Here is a 15,113-nt window from a genome sequence, read left to right as displayed (position 1 = left end):
GGGCCGGAGTCCGCCGCCGGCCCTCTCGTACCACCCCAACGGATGACCTCAGCCCACGCGCGGCCCTGTCCCGGGCCGCGGTACGACCGTCCGGGAGGCACCACCATGCAGCACCCGCCCCACCGTCCGAGCGACCCCACCGCCCCGAAGGCCGCCGGGACCCCGCACCGCCCCGGTGGCCGGGCCATCGGCCGCCGCCTCCGCCGGGCGACCGTCCTCGCCGCCGTGCTCCTGGCCACGGCCGCGGGCGCGGCGCACGCCGGACTCCCGCGCGACGCCGCGCCCGAGTCCGGTCAGGGCACCGCCTACCGGCTCTGGGAACGGGCATTCGTCGCCTCCACCCGCCATCCCGACGCCCCTCCGCCCGGCGCCGGCGACTGGGACTGCGTGCCGGGCGCCCGGCACCCCCGGCCGGTCGTGCTCGTGCACGGCACCTACGAGAACGCGTACAACAACTGGCGGGCCGTGGCGCCCCGGTTGCGGGCTGACGGCTACTGCGTCTTCGCCGCGAACGTCGGCGCCCCGGCGGGTGACATCGTCAAGGGGCGTGCCGCCGTCCCCGAGTCCGCCGAGCAGCTGGCCCGCTTCGTCGACCGGGTCCTCGACCGGACGGGCACCCGCCAGGTGGACCTCGTCGGCCACTCCCAGGGCGGCGGAATCCTGCCGCGCTACTACCTGAAATTCGCCGGCGGAACCGACCCCCGCGACCCGGCCCGCAACAAGGTGCGCCGGCTGATCGGGGTCGCCCCCGCCAACCACGGCAGCACCGTGTCAGGGCTGGCCACCCTCGCGAAGCGGTTGCACATCCTCGCGCCGGCCGCCCGGTTCGGCGGCCAGGCCCTGGCCGACCAGACGATCGCCTCGGCCGTCAACACCCGGCTCGACGCGGGGGGCGACACCCTGCCGGGCGTCCGCTACACCACGGTGGTCACACGCAAGGACCGGATCGTCACCCCCTACGCGCGCCAGTACCTCCAGCCCGCCCACCCCGGGGACCGGGTCACCAACATCACCGTCCAGGACCTCTGCCCCCTGGACCGGACCGGCCACATGGGCAGCCCTTACGACCCGGTCGTCCTGCGGCTCGTACGCAACGCCCTCGACCCCGCGACGGCGCGCCGCCCCGACTGCGCGTCCACGCCCTGAGCCCTTCACGCGCCGTCCCGTAAAGGCGGCGGGCCCGGTCCGCCCCCGAGGAGCGGACCGGGCCCGTGAGGAAGCCCGCTGACGGCCGGTCAGGCCGAGGCCGGCGGGTACAGGGCGCGCGGGAGGCGGGAGGCCGCCGCCGCGTCCAGCAGCCACAGCGTGCGGCCGCGGCCGTACGCACCGGCCGCCGGGGCCTGGATCTCCCCGGCCCCGGACAGGGCGATGGCCACGGCCTCCGCCTTGTCCTCGCCCGCGGCCAGCAGCCACACCTCACGCGCCGCCCGGATGGCGGGCAGCGTCAGCGAGACGCGGACCGGCGGCGGCTTCGGCGCACCGTGCACACCGACGACGGTGCGCTCGGTCTCCCGTACCGCAGGCAGCTCCGGGAAGAGCGAGGCGACATGGGTGTCGGGGCCGACGCCCAGCATCAGCACGTCGAACTCCGGCACCGGGCCGTGGTCCTGCGGCGCCGACGCGGCCGCCAGCTCGGCCGCGTACCCGGCGGCCGCCGCGTCGGCGTCCGGACCGTAGGGGCCGTCCGACGCGGGCATGACGTGCACCCGCGACGGGTCCAGCGGCACCGCGTCCAGCAGCGCCTCGCGGGCCTGGGTGACGTTCCGCTCGGGGTCGCCCTCGGGCAGGAACCGCTCGTCGCCCCACCACAGGTCCAGCCGCGACCAGTCGACCGCGTCCCGGGCGGGCGCGGCGGCGAGCGCGGCCAGCAGGCCGTTGCCGTTGCGCCCGCCGGTGAGCACCACCGAGGCGTCCCCGCGCGCGGCCTGGGCGTCCACGATCCTCGTGATCAGCCGGGCCGCGGCGGCCTGCGCCATCAGCTCCTTGTCGCGGTGCACGACGAGCTGCGGGACTCCGGTCACTTCGCCGCCGCCTTCTTGGCCGGGGCGGCCTTCTTCGCGGGGGGAGCCGCGTCCGGCGCCTTCTTGGCCGGGGCGTCCGGGCCCGTCCTGTCGAGGCGCTCCACGCCGAACTTCACCGTCGACTCGTAGATGTTGTCCGGGTCGAGGCGGCGCAGTTCCTCCGCGAGCAGCTCCGCCGTCTCGCGGCGCTTGAGCGCCACCGCGCGGTCCGGCTGGCCCACCATGCAGAGCGTGGCGAGCGAGCCGTCGGCCCGGTCCAGGACGATGTCGCCGTTCTTCGTGGTCATCCGGACGGCCGTCAGGCCGGGGCCGCCGGACGTGGTGCGCTCCACCGGAACGCCGAGCCGGTCCGCGAGCCACATGGCGAGCAGCTCGCAGCTCGGGTTGTCCGACTCGCCCTCGACCGTGGCCGAGACGACCTCCGCCGGCTGCTGGTCGAGCGCGGCCGCCAGCATCGAGCGCCACGGCGTGATGCGCGTCCATGCCAGGTCCGTGTCACCGGGCCGGTAGGTCTGGGCGCGCGTCGCCAGCTCTTCGAGCGGGTGCTCGGCCGAGTAGGTGTCGGTGATCCGGCGCTGGGCCAGCGAGCCGAGCGCGTCCTTCGCCGGGTCGGCGGGGGAGTCCTGCGGCCACCACACCACCACCGGGGCGTCCGGCAGCAGCAGCGGCAGGACGACCGACTGGGCGTGGTTGGCCAGCTCGCCGTGGAGCCGCAGCACCACGGTCTCGCCGGAGCCCGAGTCGGACCCGACCCGGATCTCGGCGTCGAGCCGCGCGTCGCGGCGGGTGCGCGGCGAACGGCTGAGCCGCTTGATGACCGCGATGATCCGCGAGGGGTGCTCGCGCGAGGAGTCGCTCGCCGCCTTCAGCGCGTCGTAGGCGTTCTCCTCGTCGGTGACGATGACGAGGGTGAGTACCATCCCGATCGCCGGGGCGCCGACCGCGCGCCGGGCCGAGACGAGCGCCTGGTTGATCTTGCTGGACGTGGTTTCCGTGAGATCGATCTTCATGGCCGGCGCCAGCTCCGTCCGTCGCGTGCGAGCATCTCGTCCGCCTCGGCCGGTCCCCAGGTTCCGGCCGGGTACTGGGCGGGCTTGCCGTGCTTGTCCCAGTACTCCTCGATCGGGTCGAGGATGTTCCAGGAGAGCTCGACCTCCTGGTGGCGCGGGAAGAGGTTGGCGTCGCCGAGCAGGACGTCGAGGATGAGCCGCTCGTACGCCTCCGGGCTGGACTCCGTGAAGGACTCGCCGTACGCGAAGTCCATCGTGACGTCCCGGACCTCCATCGAGGTGCCGGGCACCTTGGAGCCGAACCGCACCGTGACGCCCTCGTCCGGCTGCACCCGGATGACCAGGGCGTTGCCGCCGAGCTCCTCCGTGGCGCCGGACTCGAAGGGCAGGTACGGGGCGCGCTTGAAGACGACCGCGATCTCCGTGACCCGGCGGCCGAGCCGCTTGCCGGTGCGCAGGTAGAACGGCACGCCCGCCCAGCGGCGGTTGTTGATCGTCAGCTTGATCGCGGCGAAGGTGTCGGTCTTCGACTTGGGGTCGATACCGTCCTCCTCCAGATAGCCGACGGCCTCCTCGCCGCCCTGCCAGGCGTGCGTGTACTGGCCGCGCACGGTGTGCTTGCCCAGGTCCTCGGGCAGTTCCACCGCCGTGAGCACCTTGAGCTTCTCGGCGACCAGGGCCTTGGGGTGGAAGGAGCCGGGCTCCTCCATGGCGGTCAGCGCGAGCAGCTGGAGCAGGTGGTTCTGGATGACGTCACGCGCGGCGCCGATGCCGTCGTAGTAACCGGCCCGGCCGCCGATGCCGATGTCCTCGGCCATCGTGATCTGCACGTGGTCGACGTAACTGCGGTTCCAGATCGGCTCCCACATCGTGTTGGCGAAGCGCAGCGCCAGGATGTTCTGGACCGTCTCCTTGCCGAGGTAGTGGTCGATCCGGAAGACCTCGTTCGGCGGGAAGACGTCGTGCACGAGCTGGTTGAGCTCCTGCGCGCTCTTCAGGTCGTGGCCGAACGGCTTCTCGATGACGGCGCGCCGCCAGCTGCCGTCCTTCTGGTCGGCCAGCCCGTGCTTCTTGAGCTGCTGGACGACCTTGGGGAAGAACTTCGGCGGGACGGACAGGTAGAAGGCGAAGTTGCCGCCCGTGCCCTGCGCCTTGTCCAGCTCCTCGATCGTGGCCCGGAGGGTCTCGAAGGCCACGTCGTCGTCGAAGTCGCCCTGCACGAAGCGCATGCCCTGGCTGAGCTGCTGCCAGACCTCTTCGCGGAAGGGCGTACGGGAATGCTCCTTGACGGCGTCGTGCACGACCTGGGCGAAGTCCTCGTCCTCCCAGTCGCGGCGCGCGAAGCCGATGAGCGAGAAGCCCGGCGGCAGCAGGCCGCGGTTGGCCAGGTCATAGACGGCGGGCATCAGCTTTTTACGGGACAAATCGCCCGTGACGCCAAAGATGACCAGGCCCGACGGCCCCGCGATGCGCGGGAGCCGTCGGTCCTGGGCGTCACGGAGCGGGTTGGCTCCGGGAACACCAGACAAAGTGGTCAGCCCTCCGAAGGGGCGAGGCGCTTGAGCTCCGCCTCGGTCGAGTTGAGCAGGTCGGTCCAGGCGGCCTCGAACTTCTCGACGCCCTCGTCCTCCAGAAGCTGGACGACGTCGTCGTAGTCGACGCCGAGCTTCTTGATCGCGTCGAGGTCGGCGCGGGCCTGGTCGTACGCGCCGGCGACGGTGTTGCCGGTGACCTCGCCGTGGTCCGCCACCGCGTCCAGAGTCGCCTCCGGCATGGTGTTGACCGTGTTCGGCGCGACCAGGTCGACGACGTACAGGGTGTCCTTGAGGGCCGGGTCCTTCACGCCGGTCGAGGCCCACAGCGGACGCTGCTTGTTGGCGTGCGCCTTGTCCAGGGCGGCCCAGCGCTCACCGGCGAAGACCTCCTCGTACGCCTCGTAGGCCAGGCGGGCGTTGGCCAGGGCGGACTTGCCCTTCGCGGCCTTCGCCTCCTCGCCGCCGACGGCGTCCAGGCGCTTGTCGATCTCGGTGTCCACCCGGGACACGAAGAAGGACGCCACCGAGTGGATCTTGGAGAGGTCCAGGCCCGCGGCCTTCGCCTTCTCCAGGCCCGCCAGGTAGGCGTCCATGACCGCGCGGTAGCGCTCCAGCGAGAAGATCAGCGTGACGTTGACGCTGATGCCCCGGCCGATGGTCTCGGTGATCGCGGGCAGACCCGCCTTGGTCGCCGGGATCTTGATGAGCGTGTTCGGGCGGTCCACCAGCCAGGCCAGCTGCTTGGCCTCGGCGACCGTGGCCGTCGTGTTGTGCGCCAGGCGCGGGTCGACCTCGATGGAGACCCGGCCGTCCTGGCCGTCCGTCGCGTCGAAGACCGGACGCAGGATGTCGGCCGCGTCGCGGACGTCCGCGGTGGTGATCATGCGGATCGCTTCCTCGACGGTCACCTTGCGGGCCGCGAGGTCGGTGAGCTGCTGGTCGTAGCCGTCACCCTGCGAGATGGCCTTCTGGAAGATCGAGGGGTTGGTCGTGACCCCCACGACGTGGCTCTGGTCGATCAGCTCCGCGAGATTGCCCGAGGTGATCCGCTTGCGCGAGAGGTCGTCGAGCCAGATCGCCACACCCTCGTCGGAGAGGCGCTTGAGTGCGTCTGTCATGAGAAATGCATCTCCTACTAGTCGTATAACGGCGTCAGCGCGTGGCGGCGGCGAGGGATTCCCGGGCGGCCTCGGCGACGTGCTCGCCGGTGAAGCCGTACTCCCGGAACAGGACCTTGGCGTCCGCCGAAGCGCCGAAGTGCTCCAGCGAGACGATTCGGCCGGCGTCGCCGACGTACCGGTACCAGGTCAGGCCGATGCCCGCCTCGACGGCCACGCGGGCCTTGACCGACGGCGGCAGAACGCTGTCCTTGTAACCCTGTTCCTGCTCTTCGAACCACTCGACACACGGCATCGACACCACACGGGTCGGAATTCCGGCCGCCTGGAGCTCCTCGCGCGCCTCCACGGCGAGCTGGACCTCGGAGCCCGTGCCGATCAGCACGACCTGCGGCTCGCCGCCCTCGGCGTCGAAGAGCACGTAGCCGCCCTTGGCCGCGTCCTCGTTCGCCTCGTACGTCGGCACGCCTTGGCGGGTCAGCGCCAGACCGTGCGGGGCGCCCTTGCCGAACACCTTGGTGTAGCGGCGCAGGATCTCGCGCCAGGCGATGGCGGTCTCGTTGGCGTCGGCCGGGCGCACGACGTTGAGGCCCGGGATGGCGCGCAGCGAGGCCAGGTGCTCCACCGGCTGGTGGGTCGGGCCGTCCTCGCCGAGGCCGATCGAGTCGTGCGTCCACACGTAGGTCACCGGCAGGTGCATCAGCGCGGACAGGCGCACGGCGTTGCGCATGTAGTCGGAGAACACCAGGAAGGTGCCGCCGTAGATGCGGGTGTTGCCGTGCAGCGCGATGCCGTTCATCGCGGCGGCCATGGCGTGCTCGCGGATCCCGAAGTGGATCGTGCGCCCGTACGGGTCGGCCTCCGGCAGCGGGTTGCCCGCCGGCAGGAACGACGACGTCTTGTCGATCGTGGTGTTGTTCGAGCCGGCCAGGTCGGCTGAGCCGCCCCACAGCTCGGGGATGATCCCGCCGAGCGCCTGGAGCACCTTGCCGGACGCGGCGCGGGTGGCGACGCCCTTGCCGGTCTCGAAGACCGGGAGGCTGTCCTCCCAGCCCTTGGGCAGCTCGCCCGCGGCGATGCGGTCGAAGTCGGCGGCGCGCTCCGGGGAGGCGGCGCGCCAGGCGTCGAAGCCCTTCTGCCACTCGGCCTTGGCCTCGCGGCCACGGTCCAGGGCGCGGCGGGTGTGCGCGATGACCTCTTCGGCGACCTCGAAGCTCTTCTCCGGGTCGAAGCCGAGCACCTTCTTGGTCGCGGCGACCTCGTCGTCGCCGAGCGCGGAGCCGTGCGAGGCCTCGGTGTTCTGGGCGTGCGGGGCGGGCCAGGCGATGATCGAGCGGGCCGCGATGAACGACGGGCGCCCGGTCTCGGCCTTGGCGGCCAGCAGCGCGTTGTAGAGGCCCTCGGGGTCCAGGTCGCCGTTGGGCAGCTGGTCGACGCGCTGGACGTGCCAGCCGTACGCCTCGTAGCGCTTGATGGTGTCCTCGGAGACCGCGGTCTCCGTGTCGCCCTCGATGGAGATGTGGTTGTCGTCCCACAGCAGGACCAGGTTGCCCAGCTTCTGGTGCCCGGCCAGCGAGGACGCCTCGGCGGAGATGCCCTCCTGGAGGCAGCCGTCACCGGCGACGGCCCACACCATGTGGTCGAAGGGGGAGGTGCCGGGGGCCGCCTCCGGGTCGAACAGACCGCGCTCGTAGCGGGCGGCCATGGCCATACCCACGGCGTTGGCGACACCCTGGCCCAGCGGGCCGGTCGTCGTCTCCACACCGGTGGTGTGGCCGTACTCCGGGTGCCCCGGGGTCTTGGAGCCCCAGGTGCGGAACGACTTCAGGTCATCGAGCTCCAGGCCGTAGCCGGCCAGGTAGAGCTGGATGTAGAGGGTCAGGCTGCTGTGGCCCGCCGAGAGCACGAACCGGTCGCGGCCGGTCCACTCCGCGTCCGCGGGGTCGTGCCGCATCACCTTCTGGAAGATGGTGTACGCGGCGGGAGCCAGGCTCATGGCCGTACCCGGGTGGCCGTTTCCGACTTTCTGTACGGCGTCCGCGGCGAGGACGCGGACGGTGTCCACGGCCCGCTGGTCCAATTCGGTCCACTGGAGGTCTGTGGTGGTCGGCTTGGTGCTCACCCTGAGTCAGGGCTCCTCTCCAACTGTTGTAGACCGGTGACTTCGACCGCACCGGATGCTGTCGAGCCTACCCCCGTCCGTACCCGTGATTTCCGGCTCCTACCAGGGTGCGGGCGGCCCGCGGAATCCGCCTCCCGTATGAGCGGAAGGGCTCACCGATGGGCTTCTCCGATGAGCGCGAGGACCCACTCCTGGGCGCTCCGAAGAGCGGTCCGGAGCGCGGTTGCGAGGTCCCCGGAAACGGTCCGCGCGGACGCTGCGACACCAGTGCGTCACTCGTGCGTACGAGACGGCCCGCGGCCGGGTCGCGGCGGCCGTCCGCGCCACATCAACACGACCCCACCCCCGCGAAGGGCGGCCTGTCCCCAACGTCTACAGTGGTCGGGTTCGCGCAAGTCTTCACTGGGCCCTCACGCCCGGAGCTTGCTGGGATTTCTCTGTCAGGGGTGTGCGTGACGGCCGTCGAGTCCCGACCCGCAGGGGTCGCCTTGACTCCGAGCCCAGGGGGCCAACGCCCATTCGGGGCCCGTGTCAAGGCATTCGTGGCACTGACCAAGCCTCGGATCATCGAGCTGTTGCTGATCACCACTGTTCCGGTGATGTTCCTGGCCGCTCAGGGTGTACCCGACCTGTGGCTCGTGCTCACTACCACCATCGGCGGCTACCTGTCCGCCGGCGGTGCCAATGCACTGAACATGTACATCGACCGCGACATCGACGCGCTGATGGACCGTACGTCGCAGCGCCCGCTGGTCACCGGCGTGGTGAGCCCGCGCGAGTGCCTGGCCTTCGGCATCACCCTCGCGGTGGTCTCGACGGTCTGGTTCGGGCTGCTCGTCAACTGGCTGTCGGCGGCCCTGTCGCTGGGCGCGCTGCTCTTCTACGTCGTGGTCTACACGATGCTCCTGAAGCGCCGCACCGCGCAGAACATCGTCTGGGGCGGCATCGCGGGCTGCATGCCGGTCCTCATCGGCTGGTCGGCCGTGACGAACGAGATGTCCTGGGCCGCGGTGATCCTCTTCGCTGTCATCTTCTTCTGGACGCCGCCGCACTACTGGCCGCTCTCCATGAAGGTCAAGGACGACTACGCGCGCGTCGGCGTCCCGATGCTCCCGGTCATCGCGTCCAACCGGGTGGTCGCCCGCCAGATCGTCGCCTACAGCTGGGTGATGGTCGCCGTCTCGCTGCTGCTCACCCCGCTGGGCTACACCGGCTGGTTCTACACGGCCGTCGCGCTGCTCACCGGCGGCTTCTGGCTCTGGGAGGCGCACGGGCTGCTCAGCCGGGCCAAGTCCGGTGTGACGGGCGCGAAGCTCAAGGAGATGCGGCTGTTCCACTGGTCGATCACCTATGTCTCGCTGCTGTTCGTGGCCGTGGCGGTGGACCCCTTCCTGCGGTAGAACCCCCAGCTCCGTCCGACGGGCGGGGAGCGTGGCACAAGCCACGCTCCCCGCCCGTCGCCGGTTGATCTACCCGCCGGTAGCATCCTGTCCATGGCAGAGACGGCAGAGGCTGAGACCCAGCAGGTGGACGGCAGGCGGGCGGCGCGCGCGGAGCGCAGGGCGGCCCGGCTGGCCAAGCAGATCGGGGCCTTCGCGAAGGCCCACGGCGGCGCCGAGGGGCAGGTCGCCTACCTCGGGCAGATGGGCGCCCGCATCGTCCTGGTGGGCGAGGACGGCGGCTGGGGCGATCTGGTCGCCCCCTCGTACGAGATCGCCGAGAGCGCCGCGCGGAAGTCCGGGATCACGCTGCACGAGTCCTTCGACGGCGAGTTCGCGGCGAAGGTGCACACGGGCCCGTACGAGTGGAGCCGGATGGCCGGCATCCAGGTCGGCGGGCCCTCCAACAAGGCCTGAGACCAGAAACGGACCGGGGCTCCTGCTCCACGGCTGTGCGCCGTGGAGCAGGAGCCCCGGTCCGTCTGTGCGTGCGCCCGCGTCAGCCGGCCGCGGCGGGCTCCGCCTGCTCGACCGCCGGCTCCGGCATCCGGGCCACGGCCACCGGCCGCTCCCGCAGCGAGAGCATGACGCGTACGACCCCGATCCACACCAGGCACGAGCCGAGCATGTGCACACCGACCAGGATCTCCGGGGTGTCGGTGAAATACTGCACGTAGCCCACGATCCCCTGGCTCATCAGGATCACGAACAGCTCCCGGGTCCGGTGCAGCGGGCCGATGGGCGCGTCCACCGCCTTCAGGACGAACCAGAGCGCGACGGTCAGGGCCACCACGACCCAGGCCAGATCGGCGTGGAGCTGGGTGATCATCTTCCAGTCGATCGGGATGCGGTGCACGTCGCTGGAGTCCCCCGCGTGCCGCCCGGCGCCCGTGACCACCGTGCCGACCGCGATCAGCAGCCCGGCGGCGACCGCCAGCAGCCAGGACAGCTGCGCGACCGCCTTGCCCACCAGCGGGCGCGGTGCCCCGTCGCCCTCACGCACCCGCTGCCAGGTCACCAGGGCGACCGTGAGCAGCGCGCTGGCCAGCAGGAAGTGCGCCGCGACGGTGTACGGGTTGAGGCCGACGAGCACGACGATGCCGCCGAGCACCGCGTTGCCCATCACGATCCAGAACTGCGCCCAGCCGAGCCGGGTGAGGCTGCGCCGCCAGGGCTTCGCGGACCGGGCCGCGATGATCGCCCAGCCGACCGCCGCGCACAGGACGTAGGTGAGCAGGCGGTTGCCGAACTCGATGACGCCGTGGAGGCCCATCTCGTGCGTCGTCGTCAGGCTCTCGTCGGTGCACTTGGGCCAGGTCGGGCAGCCGAGACCCGAACCGGTCAGCCGAACGGCGCCGCCGGCCACGATGATGACGACGGCCAACACGACCGCCGACATGGCCGCGCGGCGCACCGTCCTGGGCTGGGGCGTCCAGCGTTCGGCGATGTACAGCAACGGGTTGCGCAGGGCTTGAGCGACTTCGGCTCGGGTCAGCTTGGGCACGCGCACCATGGTAGGACGCCGCTTGTGCAAGCTTTCACGAGGGGGCGTCGCGCCGGTCGGGGTGGGATCAGGCCGCGGCGTCTGGTGCGGTGCATCGCAAGGCGCCGGGGCGTCCTCAGTGGGGTCTCCCCTGCTCGAACGAAGTTGAGAGCTTGGGGAAGGAGCGATCAGGGCGTTTCGGCAACGCGGCGAGGTGCCGTGCCAGGCGTCGTGGACCCCGTCCTGACCGGCGCGACGCCCCCCTGGGGGACGAGTTACGCGTAACGGCGACGGAACGCGTCCGGGGGCTCACTCCCAGCGGAAGAACCGGGCCGCCGCGCCGAGCCCCAGCACCGTCCAGACCGCGAGGATGCCCAGGTCGCCCCACGGCATCCCGGCGCCGTGCTGGAGGACGTCCCGCAGCCCGTCCGAGAGGGCCGCGATCGGCAGCAGCCCGAGCACCGACTGCACCGCGTCCGGGAACTTCTCCAGCGGCACGATGACCCCGCCGCCCACCAGCAGCAGCAGGAACACCAGGTTGGCCGCGGCGAGCGTCGCCTCGGCCTTCAGAGTCCCGGCCATCAGCAGCCCGAGCCCCGAGAAGGCGGCCGTCCCCAGCACCAGGAGCAGCAGCACGGCGAGCGGGTTGCCGTGCGGCGACCAGCCCAGCGCGAAGGCGATCACCGTCAGCAGCGCCACCTGGAGGACCTCGGTGACCAGTACAGACAGGGTCTTCGCGGTCATCAGCGCCCACCGCGGCAGCGGCGACGCGCCGAGGCGCTTGAGCACCCCGTAGCGCCGCTCGAAACCGGTGGCGATGGCCTGGCCGGTGAAGGCCGTCGACATCACGGCCAGTGCCAGCACGCCGGGCGTCAGGAAGTCGACCGGCTCGCCCGCGCCGGTGTCGACGATGTCGACCGAGCTGAACAGCACGAGCAGCAGCGTCGGGATGACCACGGTCAGCAGCAGTTGCTCGCCGTTGCGCAGCAGCATCCGCGTCTCCAGCGCGGTCTGCGCGGCGATCATGCGCGGCAGCGGGGCGGCGCCCGGCCGGGGGGTGTACGTACCGGCGCTCATGCGCGCAGCTCCTTGCCGGTCAGTTCGAGGAAGACGTCCTCCAGGGTGTGGCGCTCCACGGAGATGCCGGAGGGCATCACGCCGTGCTGCGCGCACCAGGAGGTGACGGTGGCCAGCAGCTGGGGGTCGATGTCACCGGTGATCCGGTAGGCGCCGGTGCTCAGCTCGACGGCCTCGGTGCCGTCGGGCAGCGCCTTGAGCAGCGAGCCGAGGTCGAGCCCGGGGCGGCCGGTGAAGCGCAGGGTGTTCTCGGCGCCGCCGCGGCACAGCGCCTCGGGGGAGCCCTGGGCGACGATCCGGCCGGCGTCGATGACGGCGACCTCGTCGGCCAGCTCCTCGGCCTCGTCCATGAAGTGGGTGGTGAGCACCACGCTCACGCCGTCGGCGCGCAACTCCCGGACGAGGTCCCAGGTGGAGCGGCGGGCCTGCGGGTCGAGCCCGGCGGTGGGCTCGTCCAGGAAGACCAGCTCGGGCCGGCCGACGACCGCCATGGCCAGGGCGAGCCGCTGCTGCTGGCCGCCGGAGAGCCTGCGGTAGGTGGTGCGGCCGCAGGAACCGAGGCCGAGGCGCTCGATCAGGGCGTCGACGTCGAGCGGGTGGGCGTGCAGCTTCGCCATGTGGCGGAGCATCTCGTCCGCGCGGGCGCCGGAGTAGATCCCGCCCGACTGGAGCATCACGCCGATCCGGGGGCGCAGCCGCGCGGCGTCGGCGACGGGGTCGAGGCCCAGGACCCGGACCGTGCCGCCGTCGGGGCGGCGGTAGCCCTCGCAGGTCTCGATGGTGGTGGTCTTGCCGGCGCCGTTGGGGCCGAGCACGGCGGTGACCGCGCCGGCCGGGATCTCCAGGTCGAGGCCGTCCACCGCGGTCTTGTCGCCGTACCGCTTCACCAGGCCGCTGATCCGGACGGCCGGGCGGGGCTCGCTGTTCATGGCAAATGAGTCTAGGCAGCGGCCCGGGGGAGCCCGGCCCCGGGGCGTGATTAGGTAACCCTAAGTGATGGAAGGCACCTCTGATCGTTTCGGACCGTGGTTGTCGGGCCGGATGAATTACGCAACAATGGCGTTGTGAAATACGTGGGCGAGGCTCCGCAGGAGGAACTCGCGACCGGTGAGCGCTCGACGCGCAACCGCGTCGCGCGGTCCGTCCTGGACCACGGCCCGTCCACGGTCGCGGAGCTGGCGGAGCGCCTGGGCCTCACCCAGGCCGCCGTCCGCCGCCATCTCGACGCCCTCGCCTGCGACGGCGTCGTCGAGGCCCGCGAGAAGCGGGTGTACGGGGCGCGGACCCGGGGCCGTCCGGCCAAGGTGTTCGCCCTCACCGACTGCGGCCGGGACGCCTTCGACCAGTCCTACGACACGCTCGCCGCGGACGCCCTGCGCTGGATCGCCGAGACCGCGGGCGACGAGGCGGTCATGGCGTTCGCCCGGGCCAGGACCGCCGAGCAGTCGGCGGCCTACCGCGCGGCGGTCGAGGCCGCGGACCCCGAGGCCCGTACGGAGGCGCTGGCCAAGGCGCTGTCCGCCGACGGGTACGCTGCTACGGCGCGCAGCGCGCCGGGCCCGCAGCAGGGTGAGCAGCTGTGCCAGCACCATTGCCCGGTCGCACATGTCGCCGAGCAGTACCCGCAGCTGTGCGAGGCGGAGACGGAGATCTTCTCCAGCCTCCTGGGGACCCATGTGCAGCGTCTGGCGACCATCGCCCACGGCGACGGGGTGTGCACGACGTACATTCCGCGCAGCGGACACCCCACCCCACAGACCACCGATTCAGCATCTGCAAGCACGGCCGGGAGGAACCCCGCATGACGCTCCCCACGGAGACTGCCCACCCTGAGCTCGAGGGCCTGGGCACGTACGAATTCGGCTGGGCCGACTCCGACGCGGCAGGCGCGGCGGCCAAGCGCGGCCTCTCCGAGGCTGTCGTCCGCGACATCTCGGAGAAGAAGAACGAGCCCGAGTGGATGCTGAAGCTGCGGCTCAAGGGCCTCAAGCTCTTCGGCAAGAAGCCGATGCCGAACTGGGGCTCGGACCTGTCGGGCATCGACTTCGACAACATCAAGTACTTCGTGCGCTCGACGGAGAAGCAGGCGGCCTCCTGGGACGACCTGCCCGAGGACATCAAGAACACGTACGACAAGCTCGGCATCCCGGAGGCGGAGAAGCAGCGCCTCGTCGCCGGTGTCGCGGCCCAGTACGAGTCCGAGGTCGTCTACCACCAGATCCGTGAGGACCTGGAGGAGCAGGGCGTCATCTTCGTCGACACCGACACCGCGCTGAAGGAGCACGAGGAACTCTTCAAGGAGTACTTCGGCACCGTCATCCCGGTCGGCGACAACAAGTTCGCGTCGCTGAACACGGCCGTGTGGTCCGGCGGCTCCTTCATCTACGTGCCCAAGGGTGTCCACGTCGACATCCCGCTCCAGGCCTACTTCCGCATCAACACGGAGAACATGGGCCAGTTCGAGCGGACGCTGATCGTCGTCGACGAGGACGCCTACGTCCACTACGTCGAGGGCTGCACGGCCCCGGTCTACTCCTCCGACTCGCTGCACTCCGCGGTCGTCGAGATCATCGTGAAGAAGGGCGGCCGCTGCCGCTACACGACGATCCAGAACTGGTCGAACAACGTCTACAACCTGGTCACCAAGCGCGCCGTGGCCTACGAGGGCGCGACCATGGAGTGGGTCGACGGCAACATCGGCTCCAAGGTCACCATGAAGTACCCGGCCGTCTACCTGATGGGCGAGCACGCCAAGGGCGAGACCCTGTCCATCGCCTTCGCGGGCGAGGGCCAGCACCAGGACGCCGGCGCCAAGATGGTCCACATGGCCCCGAACACCTCGTCCAACATCGTCTCCAAGTCGGTGGCGCGAGGCGGCGGCCGCACCTCGTACCGCGGCCTCATCGAGATCGGCGAGGGCGCGCCGGGCGCGAAGTCCAACGTCCTGTGCGACGCGCTGCTCGTCGACACGATCTCCCGGTCCGACACGTACCCGTACGTCGACGTCCGCGAGGACGACGTGTCGATGGGCCACGAGGCGACCGTCTCCAAGGTCTCCGAGGACCAGCTCTTCTACCTGATGAGCCGCGGCATGACCGAGTTCGAGGCCATGGCGATGATCGTGCGCGGCTTCGTCGAGCCGATCGCGAAGGAGCTCCCGATGGAGTACGCCCTGGAGCTCAACCGGCTGATCGAGCTGCAGATGGAGGGCTCGGTCGGCTAGCACGCCCAGTGCCGCCGAGGCCGGCCCGGAAGGGCCGGCCCCCGAGTCCCCCTGACACCTGTCCGACCGAGAAAGCGAGCACTAC

The 15,113-nt window shown here is 71.2% G+C and carries 13 protein-coding genes; 5 read left to right on the top strand and 8 right to left on the bottom strand.

Going from position 1 to position 15,113, the window contains the following annotated elements; all coding sequences use genetic code 11:
- The first annotated feature begins 105 nt into the window (after positions 1-105).
- Complete coding sequence (locus tag OG242_RS06310; protein ID WP_405897199.1) at positions 106-1,146, top strand: esterase/lipase family protein; 1,041 nt, start codon at positions 106-108, stop codon at positions 1,144-1,146.
- Between the two features lie 89 nt (positions 1,147-1,235).
- Here the strand turns inward: OG242_RS06310 and pgl are convergent, their stop codons facing one another.
- The 5 genes from pgl to tkt are packed head-to-tail and all read right to left on the bottom strand — an operon-like array spanning position 1,236 to position 7,806.
- Entirely contained in the window at positions 1,236-1,976 is a 741-nt protein-coding gene (gene pgl, locus OG242_RS06305; RefSeq protein WP_405901521.1) for a 6-phosphogluconolactonase, read from the bottom strand.
- A gap of 41 nt (positions 1,977-2,017) precedes the next feature.
- Complete coding sequence (gene opcA, locus OG242_RS06300) at positions 2,018-3,031, bottom strand: glucose-6-phosphate dehydrogenase assembly protein OpcA (RefSeq protein ID WP_405897198.1); 1,014 nt, start codon at positions 3,029-3,031, stop codon at positions 2,018-2,020.
- On the bottom strand, positions 3,028-4,560 hold the full coding sequence (zwf, locus tag OG242_RS06295; protein ID WP_405897197.1) for a glucose-6-phosphate dehydrogenase: 1,533 nt from the start codon (positions 4,558-4,560) through the stop codon (positions 3,028-3,030). Before zwf ends, opcA begins: the two co-directional genes overlap by 4 nt.
- Before the next feature lie 5 nt (positions 4,561-4,565).
- A complete protein-coding gene (tal, locus tag OG242_RS06290; protein ID WP_405897196.1) occupies positions 4,566-5,684 on the bottom strand; it encodes a transaldolase in 1,119 nt (372 codons plus the stop codon).
- A gap of 34 nt (positions 5,685-5,718) precedes the next feature.
- Positions 5,719-7,806 carry a transketolase gene (tkt, locus tag OG242_RS06285; RefSeq protein ID WP_405897195.1) on the bottom strand — a complete coding sequence of 696 codons (2,088 nt, stop codon included), beginning with the start codon at positions 7,804-7,806 and terminating at the stop codon, positions 5,719-5,721.
- Positions 7,807-8,252: 446 nt separating this feature from the next.
- On the opposite strand from tkt, the gene OG242_RS06280 reads away from it, so the two are divergent.
- Positions 8,253-9,206, top strand: coding sequence for a heme o synthase (locus OG242_RS06280; RefSeq protein WP_405897194.1), 954 nt, complete (start codon positions 8,253-8,255; stop codon positions 9,204-9,206).
- A gap of 93 nt (positions 9,207-9,299) precedes the next feature.
- Positions 9,300-9,662, top strand: coding sequence for a hypothetical protein (locus tag OG242_RS06275; protein WP_405897193.1), 363 nt, complete (start codon positions 9,300-9,302; stop codon positions 9,660-9,662).
- An 82-nt stretch (positions 9,663-9,744) separates the two neighbouring features.
- Here OG242_RS06275 and OG242_RS06270 read toward each other — a convergent pair whose 3' ends face one another.
- From OG242_RS06270 to OG242_RS06260, 3 genes are all read right to left on the bottom strand, one after another.
- Positions 9,745-10,758 (bottom strand): COX15/CtaA family protein, encoded by a 1,014-nt coding sequence (locus OG242_RS06270; protein WP_405897192.1) that lies wholly within the window; start codon positions 10,756-10,758, stop codon positions 9,745-9,747.
- Positions 10,759-11,037: 279 nt separating this feature from the next.
- Positions 11,038-11,805 (bottom strand): ABC transporter permease, encoded by a 768-nt coding sequence (locus tag OG242_RS06265; protein WP_405897191.1) that lies wholly within the window; start codon positions 11,803-11,805, stop codon positions 11,038-11,040.
- Positions 11,802-12,734, bottom strand: a complete 933-nt coding sequence (locus OG242_RS06260; protein WP_405897190.1) for an ABC transporter ATP-binding protein — start codon at positions 12,732-12,734, stop codon at positions 11,802-11,804. The genes OG242_RS06265 and OG242_RS06260 overlap by 4 nt, the downstream gene beginning before the upstream one ends.
- A gap of 135 nt (positions 12,735-12,869) precedes the next feature.
- Here OG242_RS06260 and OG242_RS06255 point away from each other — a divergent pair, with 135 nt between their 5' ends.
- A complete protein-coding gene (locus tag OG242_RS06255; RefSeq protein ID WP_405897189.1) occupies positions 12,870-13,610 on the top strand; it encodes a helix-turn-helix transcriptional regulator in 741 nt (246 codons plus the stop codon).
- Positions 13,607-15,028: a Fe-S cluster assembly protein SufB gene (gene sufB / locus OG242_RS06250; protein ID WP_405897188.1), complete on the top strand. Its 1,422-nt coding sequence runs from the start codon at positions 13,607-13,609 to the stop codon at positions 15,026-15,028. The genes OG242_RS06255 and sufB overlap by 4 nt, the downstream gene beginning before the upstream one ends.
- The last annotated feature ends 85 nt before the right edge of the window (positions 15,029-15,113 follow it).

Source organism: Streptomyces sp. NBC_00727, assembly GCF_045161745.1.
Classification (GTDB): Bacteria; Actinomycetota; Actinomycetes; order Streptomycetales; family Streptomycetaceae; genus Streptomyces.
This window is presented reverse-complemented; position numbering and strand designations above follow the sequence as displayed.